The 24,663-nt window shown below is 44.4% G+C and carries 18 protein-coding genes and 2 tRNA genes; 3 read left to right on the plus strand and 17 right to left on the minus strand.

Going from position 1 to position 24,663, the window contains the following annotated elements; translation table 11 throughout:
- Positions 1 to 28 precede the first annotated feature (28 nt).
- Entirely contained in the window at positions 29 to 1,270 is a 1,242-nt protein-coding gene (locus tag B5F18_RS01925) for a nucleotidyltransferase (protein ID WP_087155971.1), read from the plus strand.
- Between the two features lie 95 nt (positions 1,271 to 1,365).
- Here the strand turns inward: B5F18_RS01925 and B5F18_RS01930 are convergent, their stop codons facing one another.
- Genes B5F18_RS01930 through polA form a run of 6 tightly spaced genes read right to left on the minus strand, consistent with a single transcriptional unit; the run spans position 1,366 to position 8,017 of the window.
- Positions 1,366 to 2,235, minus strand: coding sequence for a DegV family protein (locus tag B5F18_RS01930; protein WP_087155972.1), 870 nt, complete (start codon positions 2,233 to 2,235; stop codon positions 1,366 to 1,368).
- Between the two features lie 15 nt (positions 2,236 to 2,250).
- Complete coding sequence (locus tag B5F18_RS01935; RefSeq protein ID WP_087155973.1) at positions 2,251 to 3,615, minus strand: PFL family protein; 1,365 nt, start codon at positions 3,613 to 3,615, stop codon at positions 2,251 to 2,253.
- Between the two features lie 46 nt (positions 3,616 to 3,661).
- Complete coding sequence (locus B5F18_RS01940; protein ID WP_087155974.1) at positions 3,662 to 3,934, minus strand: ACT domain-containing protein; 273 nt, start codon at positions 3,932 to 3,934, stop codon at positions 3,662 to 3,664.
- Between the two features lie 19 nt (positions 3,935 to 3,953).
- Positions 3,954 to 4,751: an MBL fold metallo-hydrolase gene (locus B5F18_RS01945; RefSeq protein ID WP_087155975.1), complete on the minus strand. Its 798-nt coding sequence runs from the start codon at positions 4,749 to 4,751 to the stop codon at positions 3,954 to 3,956.
- A gap of 51 nt (positions 4,752 to 4,802) precedes the next feature.
- Entirely contained in the window at positions 4,803 to 5,402 is a 600-nt protein-coding gene (coaE, locus tag B5F18_RS01950) for a dephospho-CoA kinase (RefSeq protein ID WP_087155976.1), read from the minus strand.
- A 2-nt stretch (positions 5,403 to 5,404) separates the two neighbouring features.
- Positions 5,405 to 8,017 (minus strand): DNA polymerase I, encoded by a 2,613-nt coding sequence (gene polA, locus B5F18_RS01955; RefSeq protein ID WP_087155977.1) that lies wholly within the window; start codon positions 8,015 to 8,017, stop codon positions 5,405 to 5,407.
- Between the two features lie 240 nt (positions 8,018 to 8,257).
- Between polA and B5F18_RS01960 the strand changes: the two genes are divergently transcribed.
- A tRNA-Leu gene (locus B5F18_RS01960) sits at positions 8,258 to 8,340 on the plus strand.
- A gap of 126 nt (positions 8,341 to 8,466) precedes the next feature.
- Here the strand turns inward: B5F18_RS01960 and B5F18_RS01965 are convergent.
- The 3 genes from B5F18_RS01965 to B5F18_RS01975 all read right to left on the minus strand — a co-directional run bounded on the left by B5F18_RS01965 (position 8,467) and on the right by B5F18_RS01975 (position 10,997).
- Positions 8,467 to 8,537: transfer RNA gene (locus B5F18_RS01965), tRNA-Gly, on the minus strand.
- A gap of 95 nt (positions 8,538 to 8,632) precedes the next feature.
- Entirely contained in the window at positions 8,633 to 9,907 is a 1,275-nt protein-coding gene (locus B5F18_RS01970; protein WP_087155978.1) for a diaminopimelate decarboxylase, read from the minus strand.
- A gap of 244 nt (positions 9,908 to 10,151) precedes the next feature.
- The gene (locus B5F18_RS01975) at positions 10,152 to 10,997 is read right to left on the minus strand and encodes a hypothetical protein (protein ID WP_087155979.1); all 846 of its coding nucleotides are present in this window, start codon (positions 10,995 to 10,997) and stop codon (positions 10,152 to 10,154) included.
- A 193-nt stretch (positions 10,998 to 11,190) separates the two neighbouring features.
- Here B5F18_RS01975 and B5F18_RS01980 point away from each other — a divergent pair, with 193 nt between their 5' ends.
- Complete coding sequence (locus tag B5F18_RS01980) at positions 11,191 to 15,444, plus strand: 2-hydroxyacyl-CoA dehydratase (RefSeq protein WP_087155980.1); 4,254 nt, start codon at positions 11,191 to 11,193, stop codon at positions 15,442 to 15,444.
- 61 nt (positions 15,445 to 15,505) lie between these two features.
- Here B5F18_RS01980 and B5F18_RS01985 read toward each other — a convergent pair whose 3' ends face one another.
- From B5F18_RS01985 to hisZ, 8 genes are all read right to left on the minus strand, one after another.
- Entirely contained in the window at positions 15,506 to 17,500 is a 1,995-nt protein-coding gene (locus B5F18_RS01985) for a 2-isopropylmalate synthase (RefSeq protein WP_087155981.1), read from the minus strand.
- A gap of 133 nt (positions 17,501 to 17,633) precedes the next feature.
- On the minus strand, positions 17,634 to 18,860 hold the full coding sequence (locus B5F18_RS01990; protein WP_087155982.1) for a D-alanyl-D-alanine carboxypeptidase family protein: 1,227 nt from the start codon (positions 18,858 to 18,860) through the stop codon (positions 17,634 to 17,636).
- Between the two features lie 173 nt (positions 18,861 to 19,033).
- A complete protein-coding gene (locus B5F18_RS01995; protein WP_087155983.1) occupies positions 19,034 to 19,348 on the minus strand; it encodes a hypothetical protein in 315 nt (104 codons plus the stop codon).
- A gap of 89 nt (positions 19,349 to 19,437) precedes the next feature.
- A complete protein-coding gene (hisIE, locus tag B5F18_RS02000; RefSeq protein WP_087155984.1) occupies positions 19,438 to 20,721 on the minus strand; it encodes a bifunctional phosphoribosyl-AMP cyclohydrolase/phosphoribosyl-ATP diphosphatase HisIE in 1,284 nt (427 codons plus the stop codon).
- 62 nt (positions 20,722 to 20,783) lie between these two features.
- Positions 20,784 to 21,374, minus strand: a complete 591-nt coding sequence (hisB, locus tag B5F18_RS02005; protein WP_087155985.1) for an imidazoleglycerol-phosphate dehydratase HisB — start codon at positions 21,372 to 21,374, stop codon at positions 20,784 to 20,786.
- A 16-nt stretch (positions 21,375 to 21,390) separates the two neighbouring features.
- Entirely contained in the window at positions 21,391 to 22,683 is a 1,293-nt protein-coding gene (gene hisD, locus B5F18_RS02010; protein WP_087155986.1) for a histidinol dehydrogenase, read from the minus strand.
- Position 22,684: 1 nt separating this feature from the next.
- Entirely contained in the window at positions 22,685 to 23,332 is a 648-nt protein-coding gene (gene hisG, locus B5F18_RS02015; protein ID WP_087155987.1) for an ATP phosphoribosyltransferase, read from the minus strand.
- Between the two features lie 12 nt (positions 23,333 to 23,344).
- Positions 23,345 to 24,598 (minus strand): ATP phosphoribosyltransferase regulatory subunit, encoded by a 1,254-nt coding sequence (hisZ, locus tag B5F18_RS02020; protein WP_087155988.1) that lies wholly within the window; start codon positions 24,596 to 24,598, stop codon positions 23,345 to 23,347.
- Positions 24,599 to 24,663 lie beyond the last annotated feature (65 nt).

The raw sequence follows: 24,663 nt of genomic DNA on the forward strand, positions 1-24,663 counted from the left end.
ATATGCAAGAATTCAGAAAGGAAAATTCATGAAAATTGTCGGATTGATCACCGAATATAATCCATTTCACAATGGACATAAATATCACATTGAAATGGCAAAAAAAATAACAGGGGCAGATGCCGTCATCGCTGTCATGAGTGGCAACTATGTCCAACGCGGTACTCCTGCAATCATACCAAAACATCTGCGCTGTCTTGCAGCCCTGCAAAACGGCGTAGATATGGTTGTGGAACTTCCAAGTTTATATGCGCTCGGCAGCGCAGAGCTTTTTGCATTCGGAGCTGTCTCCCTTCTGGACAGTCTTGGATGTGTGGACGCTCTCTGTTTCGGAAGCGAGTGCGGAAACATAGGCCCCTTATGGGAGGCTGCATCCATTCTCGCGGATGAACCTCAAAAATACAGAGAAAATCTGAGATCCCATTTAAAATCCGGGCTCTCCTTTCCTGCTGCCAGGGCAAAAGCCTTATCCTCCTGCCTTGGAAAAGATTTTTCGGAAACCTCCCTGCTTGGCACCTCCAACAATATCCTTGCAGTGGAATATTTGAAAGCGCTCATCCGTCGAAAAAGCAATATTACACCATGCACAATCAAACGGGTGGGATCCGAATACCGCGAGGCGTTTTTGGAGGGAACCTTCAGTTCCGCCACCTCTATCCGCAATTTTTTGAAAGAACACGATCCACGCTCACATTTGGATGACAAACTTTCCTTGTATATTCCGCAAAATTGCCTTCCGCTTATTGAAAACGGATATGGTTTGCGTTTCCCTGTCTTTGAAGAAGACTTTTCCCTTCTTTTAAGATACCGTCTTTTGGAGGAAGATGCCGAAAGTCTTCAAAGATATGTGGATGTAACCAGCGATATTGCCCACCGTATTGCGCGATGCTCCCCAAAATTTATCTCCTTTCACCAATTCTGCCAGGTTCTAAAAACAAAGGAGATCACTTACACAAGGATCTGCCGGATTCTTTTTCATATTCTTTTAAAGATCACAAAAGAAGAGGAAAAGGAGTCCCAACTCTTCCCTCACAGATTTATCCGTATTTTGGGATTGCGGAAAGAAAAACAGAATCTGTTTACAATACTGAAATCAAAGGGATCCCTCCCACTTTTAACCAATCCCCCCAGGTATAGCTCCCTTTCTTTTGGAGCTGCCCAGGCTGCTGTGCGCGAGATGAAACGGGATGCTCTTTATGAATCCGTCATCACGGATAAATTCAAAACTTCGTTTTCCATCCCCATAAAGCAGCAAATGGTCATTCTTTAAATCCTGCAATATACAAAGCGGACAACCCTCCCCATCCGGAAGGATTGTCCGCTTTTTGCATTCTCAATAATGGTACCGGCTCATTTTGTTCATTTTTACCTTTCATCCAGCTCGTCCAATTTCTTTGAACAGGCAATTGCCATGGCACCCGGTCCAATATGACAGGCAACGCTCAGAGAAAGCCGGTCCATGTGCACTTCATAATCTGAAAAACGGTCTTCTATCTCCTCTTTCCATTTTTCTGCCTCTTCATCGGAACAAGTGTAAGCTGCTTCCAGATGCACTTTTTGCCCCTCAAAACGGTGCAGCAGATCTTTTTCCATGGCCTCCAGCATCACTTTCTTTGCCTGCTTAAAGCCTCTTACCTTTGCATAGGCATCCAGCTTTCCTCCCTGAATCTGCAGCACTGGTTTTAAATTCAAAACTGTTCCGATAGCCGCAGCTGCAGGTGTGATTCTTCCGCCTTTTTTCAGGTATTTCAATGTATCCACGGTAATATAAATACTGGAATCCTGTGCGCGTTTTTCCAAAATCTTTTGGATTTCCTTTCCGCCATGCCCTTTTTTTGCAAGCGCGATCGCATCCAAAACAGCCTGCCTTTGGGTCACGGATATTCTTCGGTTATCCACAACCCACACCTTTCCTTCGTAGTCAGCGGACAGCATCACAGCCATCTCACAAGAACTGCTGAGTCCTGATGACATTGGGATGTGGACAATCTCCTCGTATTCTTTCAGAAGTCCATCCCAAAGCTCCAGAATATCCCCCGGGGATGGCTGAGAAGTCTTGATGTCTGAATCCGCTTTCAGTTTCTCATAAAATTCCTCCTGGGAAAGCGTGATATCTTCAAAATACAACTTTTCATCAATGAAAAACGGCATCGGCACGACTGATATACCAAGCTCCCTTGCCTGAGCCTGAGTGATCCCGCTGTTACTGTCTGTCACAATTGCTACTCTTTTCATAGTACCTTTTCCTTTTTAATTTTTAAAACTATGGATTGGTGCCGGAATTCTTCCGCCACGTCCAATAAACTTTTCGCATGAAAATTCATTGACCGGCATGATCGGCGCATAACCAAGCAGTCCGCCAAACTCGGCCTGTTCCCCAACATCTTTTCCAATGACAGGGATGATGCGCACTGCTGTTGTCTTCTGGTTTATCATTCCAATTGCCATCTCGTCTGCAATGATTCCGGAAATCGTAGCTGCAGAGGTTTTCCCCGGGATAGCGATCATATCGAGACCTACAGAGCAGACACAGGTCATTGCCTCCAATTTTTCCAATGTCAGGGCACCTTCCAAAACCGCATCGATCATTCCCTGATCCTCGCTGACCGGAATAAACGCGCCGCTTAAACCGCCTACATAGGAGGATGCCATCACACCGCCCTTTTTCACCTGATCATTTAACAGCGCGAGCGCTGCCGTAGTACCAGGAGCTCCCACTCTTTCAAGACCGATCTCCTCCAGAATTTCCGCCACACTGTCTCCGATCGTCGGCGTCGGTGCAAGCGACAAATCCACAATACCAAACGGAACCCCCAGCTTTTGAGATGCCTTTCCTGCTACAAGCTGCCCGACTCTCGTAACCTTGAATGCGGTCTTTTTGATCGTCTCACAGAGAACTTCGAAATTTTCTCCGCGCACTTTCTCAAGAGCGCGTTTCACAACGCCAGGACCGCTGACCCCGACATTGATCACTGCATCCCCTTCCGTAACCCCGAGAAATGCCCCTGCCATAAACGGATTGTCGTCCGGTGCATTGCAGAAAATGACAAGTTTGGAGCAGCCGCAGGAATCGTTTTCTTTTGTCATCCTTGCGGTTTCTTTTACAATCTCTCCGCACAGTTTGACTGCATCCATATTGATACCTGTCTTTGTGGATCCTACATTGACAGAACTGCACAAAAATTCTGTGGAGGCAAGTGCCTTTGGAATGGAGCGGATCAAATACTCCTCACTCTTTGTCATGGCCTTTGATACAAGCGCAGAATATCCTCCGATAAAATTGATTCCCACTGCTTTTGCCGCCCTGTCGAGCGTCTTTGCAATGCTTACATAATCATCCGGACTTTTACATGCGGACGCTCCGACCAATGATACCGGGGTGATGGAGATTCTTTTGTTCACGATCGGAATTCCGAATTCCTGTTCAATCTCTTCTCCCACTTTCACGAGGTCCTTTGCCGTTGTTGTGATCTTGTCATAGATATTCTGATTCAGGACATCCAGATTGGAATCCACACAATCCAAAAGACTGATTCCCAGCGTAATGGTCCTGACATCCAGATTCTCTTCCTGAATCATCTTATTTGTCTCATTTACTTCAAATACATTAATCATTTTCGCCTATTCCTTTCTGAATTTCGAGCATGAATGCCGCCGGATCTTATAATCTGTGCATCTTTTCAAAAATTTCTTCGTTCTGGCAGTGGACGTCCACTCCGATAGACAGACCCACTTCTTTAAGTTCCTCTGCCACTTCAGAAAACTTTTTCTCTGTCTTGTCCATATCCACAACCATCATCATATTGAAATAATTCTGGACAATGGTCTGTGAAATATCGAGAATATTAATCTGATTCTCAGCTAAATAAGTGCAGACTTTTGCGGTAATTCCAACACAATCTTTTCCAACAACTGTAATAATTCCTTTTTTCACGGCTTATTCCTCCTGAAATTTATATACTCATTATTTCTGATACCTGGTCTCTTTTTGCCACGAGAAGACGAATATCATCGCCCTTGTATGGATTATCCCCAAGGGAGACTTCCAGTTTTACCGTCTCATATGCAAGCTCTGCATAGTTATTCTCTTTGCTCAGATGTCCAAGTATGGCAAACTGCAAGTTATCATGTAGTATATCACAAAGGAGACGGCCTGACAATTCATTTGATAAATGCCCTCTGTCCCCTCTTACTCTTTGTTTGAGCGGATATGGATACGGTCCAACCTCCAGCATATGGATATCATGGTTTGCTTCCAAAAGAATACCGTCCAGATTTCTCAGGCGGTCCACTGTATAGTCATCGTAAATTCCTAGGTCCGTAGCCACAGCCACAGCTTTCCCGCCATTTTCGATCCGAAACCCGCATGGCTCGTTGGCGTCGTGGGAAATCTTAAATGGATGGACGCCAAGATCACCGATTTCAAAGCTTTCATCCACATGGATTTCGTGAAAAAGTCCGTCCGGCATTACCCCAAGGCTCCTGCACTGACGTATCCCCTGAAGAGTCCCCGGTGTGCCAAAGATTGGGATTCCATATTTTCTGCTGAATACTCCAAGCCCCTGGATGTGGTCCGAATGCTCATGGGTAATCAAAATCCCTGCAAGTTCATCCCCTTTGATGCCAAGTGTGCAAAGCCCTTCCTCGATTCTTTTTCTGCTGATCCCCGTATCCACCAAAATGTGAGTGGAATCGCTCCCGGCATAAATACAATTTCCACTGCTGCCGCTGGCTATACTGCATAATCTCATATGTACCTGCTCTCCTCTTTTATACTTCTATCTCTGATTTTTTAATCTGTTTTATTTTTGACAGATAGATTCTACTGCTTTTTCCAGTTCTCCGCAAGTCCTTCCAAAATCTTCCCCATTGTGGATGACCCTCTGGCACAAAGCACGGAAAGTCTCTTCTGTCTGCTGTGAGCGCAGGATTGCATCAATTTTCTCATCACTATATCCCCTGGACGATTTCAGCCTTTTTCTGCGCACCGACTCCTCTGTGTAAATATACCATATCTCATCACAGATGGTCTCATAATGCTCTTCCAGAAGAAGAGCCGCCTCGATGACAAAAAGGCTGCTCCCCCTCTCCTGTTCTTTTTGGATCCTTCTTATGATCTCCCGTTTCACAGCCGGGTGAACTATACCATTTAACTGCTTACGTTTCCGGGCATTACCAAACACGATCGCAGCCAGTTTTGCCCGGTCAATGGAACGGTCCTCTTTTAAGATTTCCGCTCCAAATACTCTGACAATCTCTTCGTAGCATTTTTCTCCCGGCTCCTCTAAATTTCTCGCCACTTCGTCCGCCTCACATATGGCTGCATGATAGCGGCTTTGCAATTCTCTTAACACTGTACTTTTACCGGCACCTACTCCGCCGGTGATCCCTATGATCTTCATCTTTATTTCGCCTCATACCAATTGTTTCCCACGCTCATCCCAATATCAAGAGGAACTGCCAGCTTGGCTGCTTTTTCCATCTTTTCTTTTAAAATCGCCTTCACTTCATCCACCTCATCTTTATGTGTCTCCACTAAAAGTTCATCGTGTACCTGAAGTACGATCCTGGAGCGGAGATTTTTTTCTTTCAACGCATGATTGACATTGATCATGGCGATCTTCATTATATCTGCAGCCGTCCCCTGAATCGGAGCGTTCATTGCCACCCTCTCACCAAAATTCCTCTGCATAAAATTGCTGGAGGACAATTCCGGGATCGGACGCCTTCTTCCAAACAATGTTTTTACATATCCTTCTTTTTTTGCAAATTCAACTGTATCATCCAAAAACTTCTTGATGCCGGGATACGTCTCAAAATACCGTTCAATATAGGTCTGTGCTTCCTTCCTTGTAATACTCAGATCCTGGCTCAGTCCAAAGGAGCTGATTCCGTATACAATCCCAAAATTAACCGCCTTGGCATTTCGCCGCTGCAGATCCGTCACTTTCTCAAATGGTACATGAAAAACCTGGGAGGCAGTGATGCGGTGGATATCCTCTTTTTCTTTATACGCCTGAATCAGTGCCTCATCCCCGGAACAATGTGCAAGAACACGAAGTTCAATCTGTGAATAATCTGCATCCACAAACACATACCCTTCTCTTGGCACAAACACTTTCCGTATCAGCCTTCCCAATTCCATGCGCACCGGAATATTTTGAAGATTTGGATCCGCACTGCTGATCCTTCCTGTCGCCGTTACAGTCTGATGGAACGTCCCGTGGATCCTTCCGTCCTCCTGGACAAATTGAATGAGTCCATCCGCATAAGTTGATTTTAGTTTTGCAAGCTGTCTGTACTCCAACACTTTGGATACGATTGGATAATCCGGCGCAAGTTTTTCTAAAATGTCCGCAGCTGTAGAATATCCGCTTTTCGTCTTCTTTCCATGCGGCAGTTTTAAATCCTCGAACAATACAAGCCCAAGCTGCTTTGGTGAGTTGATATTGAATTCTTTTCCCGCGCCTTCATAAATCTCTTTTTCCAGATCTGCAATCCGCTCTCCAAGTTGAGCACCATATGTCTTTAAGGCCTCAGTTTCCACCTTTACGCCCGCCTCTTCCATATCACGAAGCGCAAATACAAGGGGCATCTCGATTTCATCAAACAAATCTTTCATGCCTTCCTCTTCCAGTTTTCTGTCAAGCACATCAACCACTTTCCATACCGTAAGTGCTTCATAACATGTCTTCTGCCATACTTCTAATTTTTCATCTATGATCAAGTTCAAGTATTCTCTGGCCACATCGTCAATCTCATAGCTGGATTTAAGAGGATTTAAAAGATATGCTGCCAGGTGCACATCATAACAGTCTGCACTGTCTTCCAAAGGAAACGCCTTCATGCTCTCTTTTAATCGGAAAAAGGAAAGCCTTGCCTTTTCGGAAAGCTCTCTGACCTTTTCGGAAAGCCAGGATAAGGAAATCTCCTCCCCAATTTCGATTTTATAAATCTCTCCTTCTCCAAATGCAAGACCGAGCCCGGAACATGGAGCCTGGCTGGCAAAAAGGGGGAGTACATTTTCCGTGTTCTTTTCCAGCGCGATTCCTACAAGCGCTGCCATCTTTGCCTTTTCCAGCACATTTGTGGCTTCCGACTTTTTCTGGATCACTCGAAAGACTGTTTCAATGTCATTTTCTGTCATCTTTGTCTCAAATCGGGCAAGCAGATTTTTAAACTGAAGTCTTTGAAACCATTGATAGGCCTCCTCGGTATAAAAATCTTTCATTCTTGCTTCCTCAAGGTTGTACGGGATGTCCGCATTGGTTTCAATAGTAGCCAGTTCCTTGCTCATCCTTGCCTGTTCCATGTATTCATTCAAAGCTTTTGCAGCTCTTGGCGGTTTGAGTTCTTCCACATGTTCATATGCATTTTCAATCGTACCGTACTCCACGATGATTTTCGTAGCTGTCTTCTCCCCAATACTCGGAACCCCCGGAATATTGTCTGAAACATCTCCCATCAAAGCTTTCACATCTATAAATTCTTTTGGTGTGACCTGATAACGTTCTTTGACATCCTTGGCATAATAATCCTCAATCTCCGTTTTTCCCTGTTTTGTTTTTGGAATTCTTATTTTTATATGCTCTGTAGCAAGCTGCAGCAAATCTCTGTCCCCGGAAATGACAGCGACTTCCATGCCACGCGCCTCGCATCTTCCCGCCAGCGTTCCGATCAAGTCGTCTGCTTCAAGCCCGGCTTTTTCCACGATCTTGATGCCCATGGCTTTGAGCACATCCTTCATCACAGGCACTTGCTGTCTTAACTCCTCTGCCATCGGCTTTCTCGTCCCTTTATACTGCTCGTACATTTCATGCCGGAAGGTAGGAGCATGCACATCAAAGGCAACTGTCAGGTACTCTGGTTTCTCCTCATCCAATATTTTCATCATGATATTCAAAAATCCATATACTGCATTTGTATGCAGACCTTCCGCATTCGTAAGGTCTGGAATCCCGTAGAAAGCACGGTTCAAAATACTATGCCCGTCCATCAAAACTATCTTTTCGCTCATATTCCTATCCTTTTCTGATTTCTTGTTTCCTTAAAATACTCTGTTCCTTATTCTACACGAAAACCATCCATTTTAAAAGCAGATTTATTCTGGTCTTCAGGAAATGCTTTAAAACATCCGGATTCAATGAAAAAACTAAAAATGCAAAATTGTTTAAAAAATTAAAAATAATTGTTGACAAACCACTCTCAAAATGGTATCTTATAACACGTAGCCGATGTGACGAACAATAAAATACAAGCAGGTGTGGCGGAATGGCAGACGCACAAGACTCAAAATCTTGCGAGGGCAACTTCGTGTGGGTTCAAGTCCCACCACCTGCATGAAAAAGTCTTTCTTTTGATGAAAGGCTTTTTTTACTTTTGTGATTTCAGAACAAAGCAAGCTCTTTTCTTCGAAAACAAAAAACACCCTTTTTCATTAAAGGATGTACTGAAAACAATATTAAAAGCAGATAACGGGAGTCGAACCCGCCTTTCCAGCTTGGGAAGCTAGCGTTCTACCGATGAACCATATCTGCATATGACTACTATATCACTTTCGAACTTAAATTTCAATATGAAAGTATCAAGGCATCCCTGGTCATTTTATGACTTTGGGATGCCCTTCTTTCTTTTACCTCTTTGCCAGTTTTTCTCCAATATCAAAACAATCAAATGTTGCAAAATAGTCCTGAGGAGTTTCCGCGCGGCGGATCAGCTGCGTACTTCCATCTTCCTTCAAAAGGATTTCTGCTGATTTTAATCTTCCATTATAATTATAGCCCATTGCAAATCCATGCGCTCCCGTATCGTGGATGACAAGAAAATCTCCTATATCGATCTTCGGCAGCATACGGTCAACTGCAAATTTGTCATTGTTTTCACAGAGAGAACCTGTGATATCGTACTTGTGGGTACAAGGTTCATTTTCTTTTCCCATCACCGTAATATGATGATATGCACCGTACATAGCCGGACGCATCAGGTTCGCCGCACAGGCATCACACCCAATATATTCTTTGTACGTATGTTTCTCATGAACAGCCTTTGTCACAAGACAACCATACGGCCCCATCATAAAACGGCCAAGCTCTGTGTAGATAGCGACATCGCCCATGCCCGCAGGCACCAACACTTCCTCATACACCTTTCTTACTCCCTCACCGATGATACGAATATCGTTTGGCTCCTGATCCGGTCTGTAAGGGATTCCGATCCCACCGGAAAGATTGATAAATTTGATGTGCGCCCCCGTCTCCTTTTGCAGTTTTACTGCCAGCTCAAAAAGTACTTTTGCAAGTGTCGGATAGTATTCATTGGTCACTGTATTGCTTGCCAAAAATGCGTGCAGCCCAAACTCCTCGGCTCCTTTTTCTTTCAGTATTTTATATGCCTCGAAAATCTGCTCTGTAGTCATGCCGTACTTGGCGTCTCCCGGATTGTCCATAATATCTGTGCTGATCTTAAAAAGCCCACCCGGATTGTAACGGCAGCTGATCGTCTTTGGAATATGTCCGATGGTCTTTTCCAAAAATTCAATATGGGTGAAATCATCCAGATTGATGATCGCCCCAAGCTTATCCGCATAGACAAATTCTTCTGCCGGAGTTGCATTGGAGGAAAACATAATGTCATGTCCCGTAATGCCCATTGCCTCCGACAACATCAGCTCTGTGTAGGAGGAACAGTCACATCCACATCCGTACTCCCGCAGAATGTTGATCAAAAACGGGTTTGGAGTTGCCTTTACCGCAAAATATTCTTTAAATCCTTTATTCCAGGAAAATGCTGCTCTCACCGCTTTTGCATTTTCACGAATTCCTTTTTCGTCATATAAATAAAACGGAGTCGGGTACTCTTTTACAATTTTTTCCAGCTGTTCTTTTGTCACAAATGGTTTTTTCGTCATTTTATTTCTCTCCTCTTTGTATAATCCATTCTATTGTTCCCCGCCCGCTCTTTTAAAGCAAGAAACAGACCGGTATCTGCAAAAAACTATATAGGCATTGCTTTTGTTTGTCAAGATTGGCACACAAATCAAACCTTATTTTTTGCAAACTTTTCTAATAAAAATAAAATACCGCAGAAATCATGCCAGTGCATTCTTATGCTTCTTTGCAATCTTTCTACGGCATCTCTCTTCTCACCAACACTTATTTTTTGTGTTCATGGGTGAATAGATGATCCTGACAGTATTCATAATTTCCATTACATTTGGAACAATAGCGGAATTCCAGATTCGGATCATCAAGCTCTGTCCTTCCGCAGACCGCACACCTATGTCTTGGCCCGCTTTTATGCGCCTGGGACGGAGGCGGATTTTTTTTGACTTCCTTTCTGAATTTCTGCTTTCTTGCAAATTCCTTTGGCGTATACGGCTTGAAATTTTTTGTTGCAAAATAGAACACGATAAAGTTCAAAAGTGATGCCCCAATCGCAACTCTCGACACCAGATTGCCCTGCCAGAACATGTATGCAAGATACGCGATATCCGCGTAGGCCAGCCATTTTATACGAATCGGAATGACCATATACAATAGCACCTGCATATCCGGGTAGCTCATGGCATACGCCAGGAAAATAGACATATTAATATAATATGTACTGAAAGACAGTGAAATTGTAAGGAAGGAACCGTTCGGGTAGATCAAAAACAGGATGAATGCTCCGATAACCGTAAAGATAATCCCGGAAAAAATATACACATTGTAGCGGAAGGTTCCCCATGCACGTTCCAGGGATGTCCCAATGCTGTAGTAAAAGAACAGCATGATCACTGTCAAAATATCAAAACTCCCCGGTGGGATCAATACCCACGAAATGAGCCTCCACACCTGACCTCTCACAATAAGTGAAGGATCCAGCGTCAGATACAAGATCATATTCGGCACCGTATACCAGATGATATATCCAATCACATAGCAGATAATCAGATACAGCGTCAGATTATGAATCGCATATCTGCCAAATTTCCGCTCCATTTTGTTTAACCAATCCATAAATCTAATAGCTCCTTTACCTTTTTCCTGTAGTCCATTGTATCGTTTGAATAATTGTTTGTCAATTTTCCGGCCATAGTTTACAACAATTTAAGAATTGTCATTTCGGATTTCTTGTCGTATAATGTTACTTGTTGTACATTTTGAAAATATATATAAATAAGAAACTATCAAGTTAATAGGAGAATGATTTATGAGTCAGAACGAATTTTATACACTTGGAATCGATATCGGTTCCACGACAGTAAAAATAGCGGTCCTGAATCAAAAACATGACATCTTGTTTTCCGATTATGAACGTCATTTTGCAAATATCCAGGAGACTTTATCCGATTTGCTGGGGCGTGCTATCTATAAACTGGGACCGATCAAAGCATCTCCGGTCATCACAGGTTCCGGTGGGCTGACACTTGCCAACCACCTGGAAATTCCGTTCGTGCAGGAGGTGATCGCAGTCTCCTCCGCTCTTCAGGACAATGCACCTAAGACGGATGTTGCCATCGAGCTTGGCGGTGAAGATGCAAAGATCATCTACTTTGAAGGAGGCAATGTAGAGCAGCGTATGAACGGAATCTGTGCAGGCGGTACAGGTTCTTTCATCGACCAGATGGCTTCCCTTCTTCAGACAGATGCCATGGGGCTGAACGAGTACGCTAAAAATTATAAAGCGCTATACTCCATTGCTGCGCGCTGTGGAGTATTTGCCAAGTCCGATATTCAACCGCTCATCAATGAAGGGGCAACTAAGGAAGACCTGGCTGCTTCTATTTTCCAGGCTGTTGTCAATCAGACGATCAGCGGTCTTGCCTGCGGAAAACCAATCCGTGGACATGTTGCATTTTTAGGAGGCCCGCTCCATTTCCTCTCTGAACTTCGGGGAGCTTTTATCCGCACATTGAAACTGGATGATGAACACACCATCATTCCTCAGCACTCCCATCTTTTTGCAGCCGTTGGTTCTGCATTGAACGCAAAGCCAGAGATTTCCGTAGCACTTGCAGCTTTGCAGGAGCGCTTGGCCGGAAAGATCAAGATGGAATTTGAGGTAGAGCGTCTGGAGCCTTTGTTTGCCACAGAAAAAGAATTTCATGAATTTGAAGAGCGCCACGCTAAACATCAGGTCCCTGTTATGGATCTTTCCACTTACAAAGGAAATTGTTATCTTGGAATCGATGCCGGTTCCACCACGACAAAAGCCGCGCTTGTGGCTGAGGATGGAACTTTGCTGTATTCCTTCTACCACGGAAACGACGGGGACCCTCTTGGCACAACGATCCACGCGATCAAGGACATTTATTCCAAACTTCCTGACGGGGCCAGAATTGTACACTCCTGTTCCACCGGATACGGGGAGGCTCTGATCAAAGCGGCTCTTCTTCTGGATGAAGGAGAAGTGGAGACTGTATCTCACTACTATGCTGCGTCCTTCTTTGAGCCGGATGTGGACTGTATCCTGGACATTGGCGGACAGGATATGAAATGCATCAAGATCAAAAACCAGACCGTGGACAGTGTGCAGTTAAATGAAGCCTGCTCTTCCGGATGCGGGTCCTTCATTGAGACATTTGCAAAGTCCTTGAACTACTCCGTGCAGGATTTTGCACATGAGGCTTTGTTCGCACACAATCCGATCGATCTTGGAACCCGTTGTACGGTGTTTATGAACTCGAAAGTAAAACAAGCGCAGAAAGAGGGTGCGGAAGTGGCGGATATTTCCGCAGGTCTTGCCTACTCTGTCATCAAAAATGCGCTCTTTAAAGTCATCAAAGTTTCCGATACCTCAGAGCTTGGCAAACACATCGTTGTGCAGGGTGGTACATTCTACAACGACGCAGTCCTGCGCAGCTTTGAAAAAATTGCAGGATGTGATGCCATCCGTCCGGACATTGCAGGAATCATGGGCGCATTCGGCGCTGCTCTGATCGCAAGAGAGCGTTTCCAGATGAAGGGTTGCGGGACAACTACCATGCTCTCCATTGAAGACATTGAAAACCTGACCTACTCCACAACCATGACAAAATGTAAGGGCTGTACGAACAACTGTCGTCTTACGATCAACCACTTCAGCGGAAACCGAAAATTCATCACCGGAAACCGCTGTGAAAAAGGACTTGGAAAAGCAAAGAAGACAACCGATATTCCGAATCTGTTTGCCTACAAACTAGACCGATATTTCCACTACACTCCTCTTTCGCCAGAAGAGGCAAAACGGGGAGTTGTTGGAATCCCACGAGTACTAAACATGTACGAAAACTATCCATTTTGGTTTACTTTCTTCCATGAACTTGGATTTTCTGTCATGCTCTCTCCTTTGTCCAACCGGAAAATTTACGAGCTGGGCATTGAATCCATCCCAAGCGAATCCGAATGTTATCCGGCTAAACTGGCTCACGGGCATGTGGAATGGCTGATCCAGCACGGAGCAACCTTTATTTTTTATCCTTGTATTCCGTACGAAAGACAGGAATTTGAGGATGCAAACAATCATTACAACTGCCCGATCGTCACTTCCTACGCGGAAAACATCAAAAACAATATGGATGAGATCATCCAGGGAAAAATTGACTTCAGGAATCCATTTATGTCCTTCAAAAGTGAAGAGACTTTATATGAGCGCCTGAACGAAGAATTGTCCAAAGACTTTTCCATCCCGTCCGAGGAAATTCGGCAAGCCGTACATAAAGCATGGAAGGAATTGGCATCTGCAAGAGAGGACATGAGAAAAAAAGGCGAGGAGACCATCGCTTATCTGGACAAGGCAGGGAAACGGGGCATTGTTCTGGCCGGACGTCCGTACCACATTGACCCGGAAGTCAACCACGGAATTCCGGAGCTGATCAACTCTTATGATATTGCCGTGCTGACCGAGGATTCTATCTCCCATTTAAATCCAGTGGAGCGTCCTCTCATTGTCATGGACCAGTGGATGTATCATTCAAGACTCTATGCAGCGGCAAACTTTGTAAAGACAAAAGAGAATTTAGACTTGATTCAGCTCAACTCTTTTGGATGCGGTCTTGACGCCGTGACCACAGATGCTGTGAGTGATATTCTGACAAAATCAGGAAAGATCTACACCTCCCTCAAGATTGACGAGGTCAACAACCTGGGAGCCGCAAGAATCCGTATCCGTTCTCTTTTAGCTGCGATCCGTGTAAGAGATCAAAAACATGCCGAGCGTGAGATCAAACCTGCATCCATTGTGAAAGTTCCTTTTACAAAGGAAATGAAAAAGAATTATACGATTCTCTGCCCGCAGATGTCCCCGATCCACTTTGATCTGATCGAACCTGCCATGAGAGCTGCCGGCTACAATCTGGTCGTGCTGCCTGACAGCAAGCGCGCAGTAGATGTTGGATTAAAATATGTGAACAATGATGCCTGCTATCCGTCCCTCATTGTCGTGGGACAGCTGATGGACGCTGTTTTGTCCGGAAAATACGATACAGACAGACTTGCCCTTATCATTTCCCAGACAGGCGGAGGCTGCAGAGCATCCAATTATATCGGTTTTATCCGCCGTGCACTGGAAAAAGCCGGATATCCTCATATTCCAGTCATTTCCATGAACTTGAGCGGACTGGAGCACAACCCTGGTTTTAAACTTACGGCATCCTTGGCGATCCGCGCTGTATACGGAGCTATCTTCGGAGATATTTTTATGAGATGTCTCTATCGGATGCGCCCTTACGAAAAAACACCAGGTTCGGCCAATGCTCTTCATGAAAAATGGAAGGAAAAATGTATTGCTTTTCTGCAGAAAAAGCACGCTGGCCTTGGGGAGTTCAAGAACATGTGCCGTCAGATCATCCGGGAATTTGACGCACTTCCGATAACCGATGAAAAGAAACCTCGCGTCGGTATTGTGGGAGAAATTCTTGTAAAATTCTCTCCTCTTGCAAACAACTACCTTGTGGACCTTTTGGAACATGAAGGCGCTGAGGCTGTCATGCCTGATCTTCTGGATTTCTTTTTCTATTGTTTCTACAACCAGAATTTCAAGGCAGAAAAGCTGGGCATGAAAAAATCCAGCGCCTTCAAATCCAATCTTGGAATCAAAGCACTGGAGTGGCTTAGAAAACCTGCTTTTGAGGAATTCAAAAAGAGCAAGCATTTTGATACTCCTTCTCACATTGAAGAGCTTGCACACATGGCAGACGACATCGTCTCCCTTGGAAACCAGACCGGAGAGGGATGGTTCCTCACCGGTGAAATGCTGGAGCTGATCCACAACGGTGTCGCAAACATTGTCTGCACACAGCCGTTTGGATGTCTTCCAAACCATGTGGTCGGAAAAGGTGTGATCAAAGAACTCAGACGCCGCCATCCTGGCTCAAATATCGTGGCCATAGACTATGACCCTGGTGCCAGCGAGGTAAACCAGCTTAACCGAATCAAACTTATGCTGTCTACAGCATTCAAAAACATGCAGGCTTTAGAAGACTAAATTATCTACATAAAAAATCCGATGAACTTGGAATTTGTACTGTTCATCGGATTTTTCCATTCTATTTGTTTTTCTGATTTCTGTACTGGATCGGCGTCATATGGTATGCTTTCTTAAACAGACGGTTGAAATGCTCCACATTCTGATACCCCACAGAGAGCGCGATATTTTCCACTGTCATACTGCTGCTTTTGAGCAATGCTTTCGCCTTCTTCATTCGGATATTTTTGACGATATCTCCAAATGTCATCCCTGATTTTTCACGAATGTATTTGGAAAGATATGGTTTGGAAAGGAAAAATTTTTCAGACAAATCCTCCAGTGTCACATCCAGATAATTAGCCTGGATATAATTCATGATCTCCACCATTCTCTCATCCTTTGTACTCTCCGTATTTTTTAGCTCCCCGCATTTGTTCACTGCAACTGTGAGCGCTTCGATGGATGCCTTGATGATATCCGCATCAATCCCTACACCCCAGCAGCTCTTTCCATTGCACTTGATTCCTACATAAGCGGCAGCTTTTGAGGAGGAACCTCTTGTGAGAGAATGCTCTTCATAGAAAGATAATTCATAACTGATACCAAAATACTGTTTGATCGCATTGCTCACTGCATCCAGACGTCCGTTTCCTGTTCCCGTGATAACCAGTTTTTTTCCATCGTGGAAAATGGTAGATTCTGCAAGAATTCCGTTTTCCTGTTTAAAGTGGCATTCTTCTATGGAAAAAATTCCTTTTTCGTTGATATAGTGGTCCTCAAAAATATGGTAGATCCATTCTGGTGTCAATTCTTTATGGGCTTTGTCTGAGACATCTTTTACCAAATAACCTACTTCTTCCTGCATTGCTTTTGGAAGGCTGATGCCATAGCTTTGTTTGAGGATATAGTTGACTCCGCCTTTTCCTGATTGGCTGTTAATGCGGATGACATCAGAATCATACCGGCGTCCCACATCCTTTGGATCGATCGGAAGATACGGAACAGTCCATTTATCACACTCTTTTTCTTCTCTCCAAGCCATTCCTTTTGCGATTGCATCTTGGTGGGAACCGGAAAACGCAGTGAAGACCAGTTCGCCGGCATACGGCTGTCTTACATCCACATGCATTCTCGTCAATTTTTCATATGTCTCTTTGATTTCTGTCATATTTGAAAAATCAAGTCCCGGATCCACGCCCTGGGCAAACATATTCATTCCCAATGTGATGATATCCACATTTCCGGTTCTCTCTCCGTTTCCGAACAGCGTCCCTTCAATTCTGTCTGCTCCGGCTAAAATTCCAAGCTCTGCATCACTGACTCCGCATCCCCTGTCATTGTGCGGATGCAAAGAAAGGACGACATTTTCGCGGTAAGCAAGATGCTTGTGCATGTATTCCACCTGGCAGGCGAATACGTGCGGCATAGAATGCTCTACAGTAGCAGGAAGATTGATGATGACCTTTTTTTCTTTTTCCGGTTTCCATACGTCCAATACAGCGTTGCACACTTCCAATGCATAGTCCACTTCCGTCCCTGTAAAACTTTCAGGGCTATATTCAAAGGTAAAGTTCCCTTCTGTACTGTCTGCCAACTCTTTTAAAAGAACCGCTCCATCCACTGCGATCTTTTTGATCTCTTCTTTACTTTTTTTGAACACCTGCTCCCGCTGCGCCACAGACGTGGAATTGTAAAGGTGGATCACTGCGTGAGGCGCGCCTTTGACAGCCTCAAACGTTTTCTTGATAATGTGCTCTCTCGCCTGTGTGAGCACCTGGATCGTCACATCATCCGGAATCATATTCTCCTCGATCAATGTACGAAGAAATTGATACTCTGTTTCGGACGCTGCCGGAAAACCGACCTCTATTTCCTTGAAACCTACTTTAAGCAGCATGCGGAAAAATTCCAGTTTCTCCTCCAGGCTCATCGGCTCTACCAATGCCTGATTCCCATCTCTCAAATCTACGCTGCACCAGATCGGCGGTTTATCAATGCTGTCCTTTTTTACCCAGTCATACGTCACAACCGGAGGCATGAAATAATTCTTCTGATATTTTTCTGCATTTTTCATGACATTATATCTCCTTTATGTATAAATTAATCAATTTTCTTGTCTTTTCTTATCCTACTATACTTTTTCTTATCCCGGTAGTGACGTTTTTAATCATTTTTATTGATTTTTTTTAACATTTTGTGTTTTTCTATTAAAAGAGATCCTGCTGAAATCCAAACATCCGGAACACGCATCCAAATGCCCATTTCCAGGACTTTTTCTCAACTGTCTTTTCCGCTACAATATCATCCTGCTCCAATACAAGTCCGTTTAAAGAGTACACTCTTTTTCCTGTCACCTGTCCCTTTTTTATCGGGAGTTTCAGGGGTTCCTCCATAATAGTGTCGATCCTGATGTCTTCATCATTTCTCATCAAAACAGAGAGCGTACTCTGTTTTTTCTCTTTTACCCGAAATGTCTCATTCACAATTTCGCCGATCGCGCTCTGTTTTGTCACCCCTCCAGGTATTGGAACCGACTCTATTTCCGACTGCTTTTCTATCTCCCGGTACTGATAATTGTCCAATCCATACTGCATCAGCTTTTTTGCATCCTCCCACTTGTAGCCTTTATTATTCGGCCATCCGCACGCCAAAAGCGCTACAATAAACGTGCGGTCTCCATCCCTTAAGGCACCCACATAGCAATATCCTGCATCAGCAGTAAACCCCGTCTTTCCGCTCAAAGCTCCTTCCATCATATTCAAAAACGCATTGTGGTTGGTACACGTAAAATCCCTTTTTCCCTCCACATCCTGAAAATGGTAGTCCCATGTTCTCGTAATGGACAAAAATTCGTCCTTTTTCGGAGACTGCATGATACAGTAACGCATGATGAGCGCCAGTTCTTTTGCTGTGGTAGAATGAATTCCTCCATCATCCTGTCCGTCGATCCCATTTGGCGTGACAAAATGCGTATCTTCGCATCCAATTTCCTTTGCCTTTGCGTTCATCCTTTTTGCAAACTCTTCCACAGAACCTGCTATCCCTTCCGCAACTGCCACAGCGGAATCATTGTGTGATTCCAGCATCAGGGAATACAAAAGGTCCTTAATATAAAACTCTTCTCCTTCTTTCATGCCAAGATGTACCTTTGGCTGCTTAGCAGCGTTGGCACTTACCTGTACTTTCTGGCTTTCCTCCATTTGCTCTAGCGCCAGAATGCACGTCATAATCTTTGTCGTACTCGCCATCGCTTTTTTCTCATCCCCATTTTTTGAAAACAGCACCCGTCCGCTGTCCGCATCCATCAAAACTGCTGCCTGTGAGTGGAGTTTGTCCGGCTCTTCACTTTTCTCCCGTGCCAGGCAGCTGACATGAGGGAACAGGAGCAGGAACAATGAGAGCAAAAGCCCTGCTCTTTTCTTCCACCTTTCCATGTTTGACTCCTTTGCTGATACCTGTCACTTCATCATATGAAAGTTTTTTATCTTTATGATTTTTTCTTTCAGCTATTTTCAAACACTCTTTTTTTGCATAAACTATGAAAGGGTGCTGTAAAATTACAGCGCCCTTTTGAACTGTTGCATTATATCAACATCCCCTATATTTGTCAAGGAAGTTTCCCCTTGAAAATATTTACAGTCGAACCCCCCTTTTGAATCTGATTTACGATTGCGGCGCGCTCCACGCCCCCGATGTTTGTATCCTTGTAATCCGCCGCCACAAAAACGGCGAACAAAAGAATACACAAAAAAGCCCTGATCCCAAAGCTGCTGCTTTCTCTTTCTTCCTCCTCATCTTTTCCATATATTTGCTGGTAGGAGGCACGGTAGCGCGGATGGACGGCAGGAATTCCTTTGTCATCCCTGTACATGCTCCTGGCCTGTGCAAGCAGTTCTTTTCTCCTTTTTTCCGTTTCATTCATGCGATTTCCCCCTTCCCTTCGCCGCACCACAAAAAGGACATATACTACTTTTAGTAATATATGCCCTAACTTTCCAAAATATCCTACGTTTACCGGTCTGCCAGCTCTTTGATGATGTCTTCCCATGTGACCTGGCGCTCCACCATCAGCACCATGGCATGGAAAAGAAAATCTGACATTTCGTATTTAATCTCTTCCGGATTCGGATTTTTTGCAGCGATGATAAGCTCTGTCGCCTCTTCCCCCACTTTTTTCAAGATTTTGTCAATTCCCTTGTCAAACAGATAATTTGTGTAAGAACCTTCTTTTGGATTTTTCTTTCTGTCCTGAATGGTTTCGTACACAGTCTCAAAAACCTGAAGCGGATTCTTTTCACTGTTTGTATTCCCCGCCACTGTGCGGAAGAAACAGCTCGGATTTCCTGTATGACACGCAGCCCCCACTTGATCTACTTTTGCGAGGAGTGTGTCGTTGTCACAGTCTATGGAAAGTGACTTCACATACTGAAAATGGCCGGATGTCTCCCCTTTTACCCATAGTCTCTGCCTGCTGCGGCTGAAATAGGTCATTTTCCCGGTTTTCAATGTTGCCTTAAATGCTTCTTCGTTCATATAGGCCATCATCAGTACTTCACCCGTCTTATGGCTTTGCACGATCACCGGCAAAAGCCCGTCACTTCCCAGTTTAAACTCTGAAAAATCCATAGAACTTTCAAACTGGGCCATGGCAATCTCCTCCTGCGCACATTTCTCTTTAAATGCAGTGAGATTGAAATCCAGCTGACTGACATATCTTCCGGAAAGTCCTTCTACTCCATCTGCTTTCAAAATTTTAAAAAGCTCTTCCTCCTCCATCGTATCTGTCAAAACCATGTACGGCATATTCGTAATGTTCACAACGGAATCCAAATCCAGGCGATGCAAAAACAGGAGCTCACTGCAGTACTCTTTGAGCAGATGCTGGTTTTTGAAAAGTCCGTCAAAATCATTGAGAGATACAGCTATCTTTTCTTTTCCAAACCGCTTGGACACCTCTTCGATCATTCCCACCGCGCTAGGTTTGGAAATATTCAAAAATGCTTTTTTTGCCCCTGAATAGAGAATCTTTTTTACATCCTCTACTCTTTCGATATTTCCACCTGCAATCATTGGGACATGGATCTCTCTCGTCATCCTCCGCATCAGATCGATGGCCTCATCGTGTTCTTCGTCAGACTTTGACAAATCAAACACGATCAGCTCATCCGCTCCTTTTTCACAGTACTGTTTTGCAAGACCTATAACGTCTTCCGAGAGTACCTCCAGGTTATCAAACCATTTTACCGCCTTCCCCTCGCTGATAAATATACATGGCATCAATCGTTTATAACTCATCTGTTCTTTTCCTTTCTCAATTCAACAACAGAAAGCTATCTCCGGCTTTCTATTGTTCTCAACTAAAGACTGCCTTTTGTGGACCAGACATCCTCCATCCGCGGTTCCTCCTGAACTGCCATATCCATAGCTTTTCCGAAAGCTTTAAATAGCGCCTCACACATATGGTGGTTGTTCCCTGCATCCAAAATCTTCAGATGCAGATTCATCATTGCTCCATAGGAGATGGCATAGAAAAATTCTCTGACCATCTCCGTGTCCATGTCTCCAAGAGCATCCACCGTAAATTCTGTCTGATAGTTCAGATACGGCCGGCCTGACAGATCCACTGCGCAAAGGGCAAGTGTCTCGTCCATCGGCAGTATAAAATATCCGTAGCGTTTGATTCCTTTTTTATCACCAAGCGCCTTTAAAAACGCCTGACCAAGGACAATTCCGGTGTCTTCTATTGTATGATGGCAGTCTACATGAGTATCTCCCTTTACATAAAGCGCCAGATCAAAAAGTCCATGGCGCGCCATTCCTTCCAGCATATGGTCAAAAAAGCCGATTCCGGTATGGATATCCGTCTTCCCTGTGCCGTCCAGATTCAATGTCAGCTCAATCTGCGTCTCTTTTGTCACCCGTTTACATGTCGCGATCCGGTTCTTCATCTTATCCACCTGCTTTCTATTCTTCAAAACGTACATGAATGGAATTGGCATGTGCAGTCAGTTTCTCTGCCTTTGCAAATGCCTCGATGTCGTTGTGCAGCTTTTCAAGCGCTTCTCTCGAATAAGAGATAATACTCGATTTTTTGATGAAATCATCCACAGACAAAGGAGAGAAAAATTTTGCCGTTCCGTTCGTCGGAAGGACATGGTTTGGCCCTGCAAAATAATCTCCCAGCGGTTCACTGCTGTACGGTCCGATAAAAATCGCCCCTGCATTCTGAATTTTTGTCATCACCTCGAATGGATCCTTTGTCTGTATCTCCAAATGTTCGGATGCAATCTCGTTCGCCGTATCAATCGCCTCTTCCATTGTTTCTGCAACTAAAATATATCCATAATTGTCCAATGATTTTTGAATGATCTCTTTTCTGGAAAGCTGCTCTGTAAAGATTTCAACTTCTTTTGACACCTGTTCTGCCAGTTCCCGGCTCGTTGTGACTAAAATTGCGGAGGCCATCTCATCGTGCTCTGCCTGGGAGAGCAGATCCGCTGCCACATATCTTGGGCAGGCGCTCTCATCCGCGATCACAAGGATTTCACTTGGTCCGGCAATGGAATCAATGCTCACATGTCCGTACACTGCCTTTTTTGCCAGGGCCACGTAAATATTGCCAGGCCCCACGATTTTATCCACTTTCGGAATGCTCTCTGTTCCATAGGCAAGGGCAGCAATTGCCTGCGCACCTCCTACTTTGTATATGACATCCACTCCCGCCTCCTTTGCGGCCACAAGTGTTGTCGGATTGACCTTCCCATCTTTTCCCGGAGGTGTCACCATCACAACCTCATCCACGCCTGCACATTTTGCAGGCATAATATTCATAAGCACAGAGGACGGGTATGCTGCCTTTCCTCCAGGGACATATACGCCTACACGGGCCAGCGGTGTCACCTTCTGTCCTAGGATCGATCCATCCGGTTTTGTATCAAACCAGCTGTACTGCTTTTGTTTCTCATGGTAATCCCGGATGTTCACCAATGCTTTTTTTACGATCTCCACCAAAGACGCATCCACCATACGGTACGCTTCCTCAATCTCTTCTTCTGTCACACGAACCGTTTCCGCACTGATGTCGGCATGGTCAAACTTTTTTGTATATTCAAAAAGCGCCTCGTCCTTTTTCGTCCTTACTTCGTTTAAGATAGCGGCAACTTGTTCTTCATATTGTCCGTAGTGATTCGGACTTCTCTTTAAAAGATCATTTAACACATTCATCTTTGATGTTTTGTCCAGTTTCTGAATCCTCATCCTATCGCTCCTCCAACAATAATTTTCTCAAATCAGTGATCAGTTTTCGCACCCTTTCATTCTCCATGCGCATGCTGACAGGGTTGACGATCATCCGCGCAGAGAGCGGGCATACTTCCTCTAAAACCTCAAGTCCGTTCTCCTTCAAAGTGGAACCGGTCTCCACAATATCCACAATGACTTCAGCAAGCCCCACGATCGGAGCAAGCTCAATGGACCCGTTCAATTTGATGATCTCCACAGTCTGGTGCTTTTTATTATAAAAGTAGTCTTTTGCAATATTGGGGTATTTTGTCGCCACACGGATCAACTCATGATTGGAAAGAAGTGCCTTTGCCTCGCTTGGTCCGCACACGCACATCCGGCATGTACCAAATCCTAAATCGAGTACTTCGTGTACCTTTTTCCCCTCTTCTATGATAACATCCTTTCCGACAACTCCGATATCCGCAGCACCATATTCCACATAGGTAGGGACATCCGGCCCTTTTGCGAGAAAGAACTTTAATTTCAACTCCTCATTGACAAATATCAGTTTTCGGGAGGCAGGGTCTTTCATCTCATTGCATGTAATTCCCAGTTTTTCCAACAATTCCAGTGTCTTTTTTGCCAGCCTCCCTTTGCAGAGTGCAAATGTCAGATATCTCATATAAATCCCTCCCTACTCTCCTTTTTTCTTTAAAATTTTTTTGTGACCATTCTGCAGATTTTCCATATATATCTGCTCATCCTCCTCCAGATAGATCATGCTGCCTGCGCCATTTTGTCTTCCGTGTTGTGCGTAGACTTCCAAATCCTGTTCGGGGTCTCTTTTCATCATCTCTATATTCTTTTGGCTGTCCCTGAATTCCTTTGCCAGGGAAATGGCAGCCATTCTTTTCTTTTTATCATAGAGTATCAATGTATTGTCATCTTTGATCGGAATCTCCACTTTCTGTCTTTCCAATGCGTTCACAAGCTCATCCACCACAATAGCAAAGCCCACAGATGGGGATTCCTTTCCAAATTTTTCGATCAGATGGTCGTATCGTCCGCCCTTTACAATGGCGTCACCTGTCCCAAATGTATATGCCCTAAAAATAAGTCCTGTATAGTATCCGTAAGTGCCGCTCATACTCAGGTCAAAAGTAATATATTCCTCCACTCCGTATGCTTTCAAAACCTCATAGATTTTTTCCAGTCTTTTGACAGCAGACGCCGCTTTTGTATTCAGGCTGTACTGCCTGCCTTTTTCCAGAACCTCGATTCCACCGGTCATCTCCTCCAGATGTTCAAATGCTTCCTTTACCTTTTGATTGACGCACAGCGTATCCAAAATCTCCAGTACTCCAAAATAGTTCCGGTTGGATACGAGTGTGCGCACCTGCTCTTCGGTTTTTGCATCCATGGCCGCCTCATTCATCAGACTCTCAAAAAAATCCACATGACCGACTGTGACCTGAAATTTTTCAAGGCCTGCACTCTTTAAACAGTCCGCCACCAGGGCAATCATCTCTGCATCCGCGTCCACAGAATCCTCTCCGATAAACTCCCCGCCAAGCTGCGTACTCTCTTTTGGGCGTCCCTGATAACTGAAATGATTGATGAAAATATTTCCCATATAACAAAGCCTCACCGGCACTTCCTCATGCTCAAAAAGCGTGGCCGCTGCCCTTGCAATGGAAGGCGTAATATCCGGACGAAGAGAGAGGGTATTTCCTTCCCGGTCGAAAAATTTATACAGTTCTTTTGACGGAATCGTGCCGATTTCTTTGCGGAACACGTCAAAAAACTCAAATGTCGGTGTCTGGATATCCTGATATCCATACAAATGCAGCATCCGGTGAAGTCTTTTCTGTATCAATAATTTCTTTTTGCATTCTTTATTGTAGATATCCCTTACTCCTTCCGGTGTATGTATAATTTGATTCTTCATCTGCATTCCTCCAATCCGTACACTTTATCGTGCTACCACAATAAACTAAGTGTCATTATACAAAT

It is taken from the genome of Lachnoclostridium sp. An181 (assembly GCF_002160325.1).
Taxonomy (GTDB): domain Bacteria; phylum Bacillota; class Clostridia; order Lachnospirales; family Lachnospiraceae; genus An181.

Coding starts and splice junctions, on each gene's coding strand:
- coaE (WP_087155976.1), bottom strand. CDS start 5,402: ATGAAGATCATAGGGATCACCGGCGGAGTAGGTGCCGGTAAAAGTACA.
- B5F18_RS01990 (WP_087155982.1), bottom strand. CDS start 18,860: ATGGAAAGGTGGAAGAAAAGAGCAGGGCTTTTGCTCTCATTGTTCCTG.
- hisIE (WP_087155984.1), bottom strand. CDS start 20,721: ATGAGTTATAAACGATTGATGCCATGTATATTTATCAGCGAGGGGAAG.
- B5F18_RS01985 (WP_087155981.1), bottom strand. CDS start 17,500: ATGAAAAATGCAGAAAAATATCAGAAGAATTATTTCATGCCTCCGGTT.
- hisB (WP_087155985.1), bottom strand. CDS start 21,374: ATGAAGAACCGGATCGCGACATGTAAACGGGTGACAAAAGAGACGCAG.
- hisG (WP_087155987.1), bottom strand. CDS start 23,332: ATGAGATATCTGACATTTGCACTCTGCAAAGGGAGGCTGGCAAAAAAG.
- B5F18_RS01930 (WP_087155972.1), bottom strand. CDS start 2,235: ATGAAAAGAGTAGCAATTGTGACAGACAGTAACAGCGGGATCACTCAG.
- B5F18_RS01995 (WP_087155983.1), bottom strand. CDS start 19,348: ATGAATGAAACGGAAAAAAGGAGAAAAGAACTGCTTGCACAGGCCAGG.
- B5F18_RS01980 (WP_087155980.1), top strand. CDS start 11,191: ATGAGTCAGAACGAATTTTATACACTTGGAATCGATATCGGTTCCACG.
- B5F18_RS01945 (WP_087155975.1), bottom strand. CDS start 4,751: ATGAGATTATGCAGTATAGCCAGCGGCAGCAGTGGAAATTGTATTTAT.
- B5F18_RS01970 (WP_087155978.1), bottom strand. CDS start 9,907: ATGACGAAAAAACCATTTGTGACAAAAGAACAGCTGGAAAAAATTGTA.
- B5F18_RS01935 (WP_087155973.1), bottom strand. CDS start 3,615: ATGATTAATGTATTTGAAGTAAATGAGACAAATAAGATGATTCAGGAA.
- hisZ (WP_087155988.1), bottom strand. CDS start 24,598: ATGAAGAATCAAATTATACATACACCGGAAGGAGTAAGGGATATCTAC.
- B5F18_RS01975 (WP_087155979.1), bottom strand. CDS start 10,997: ATGGATTGGTTAAACAAAATGGAGCGGAAATTTGGCAGATATGCGATT.
- hisD (WP_087155986.1), bottom strand. CDS start 22,683: ATGAGGATTCAGAAACTGGACAAAACATCAAAGATGAATGTGTTAAAT.
- polA (WP_087155977.1), bottom strand. CDS start 8,017: ATGAGCGAAAAGATAGTTTTGATGGACGGGCATAGTATTTTGAACCGT.
- B5F18_RS01925 (WP_087155971.1), top strand. CDS start 29: ATGAAAATTGTCGGATTGATCACCGAATATAATCCATTTCACAATGGA.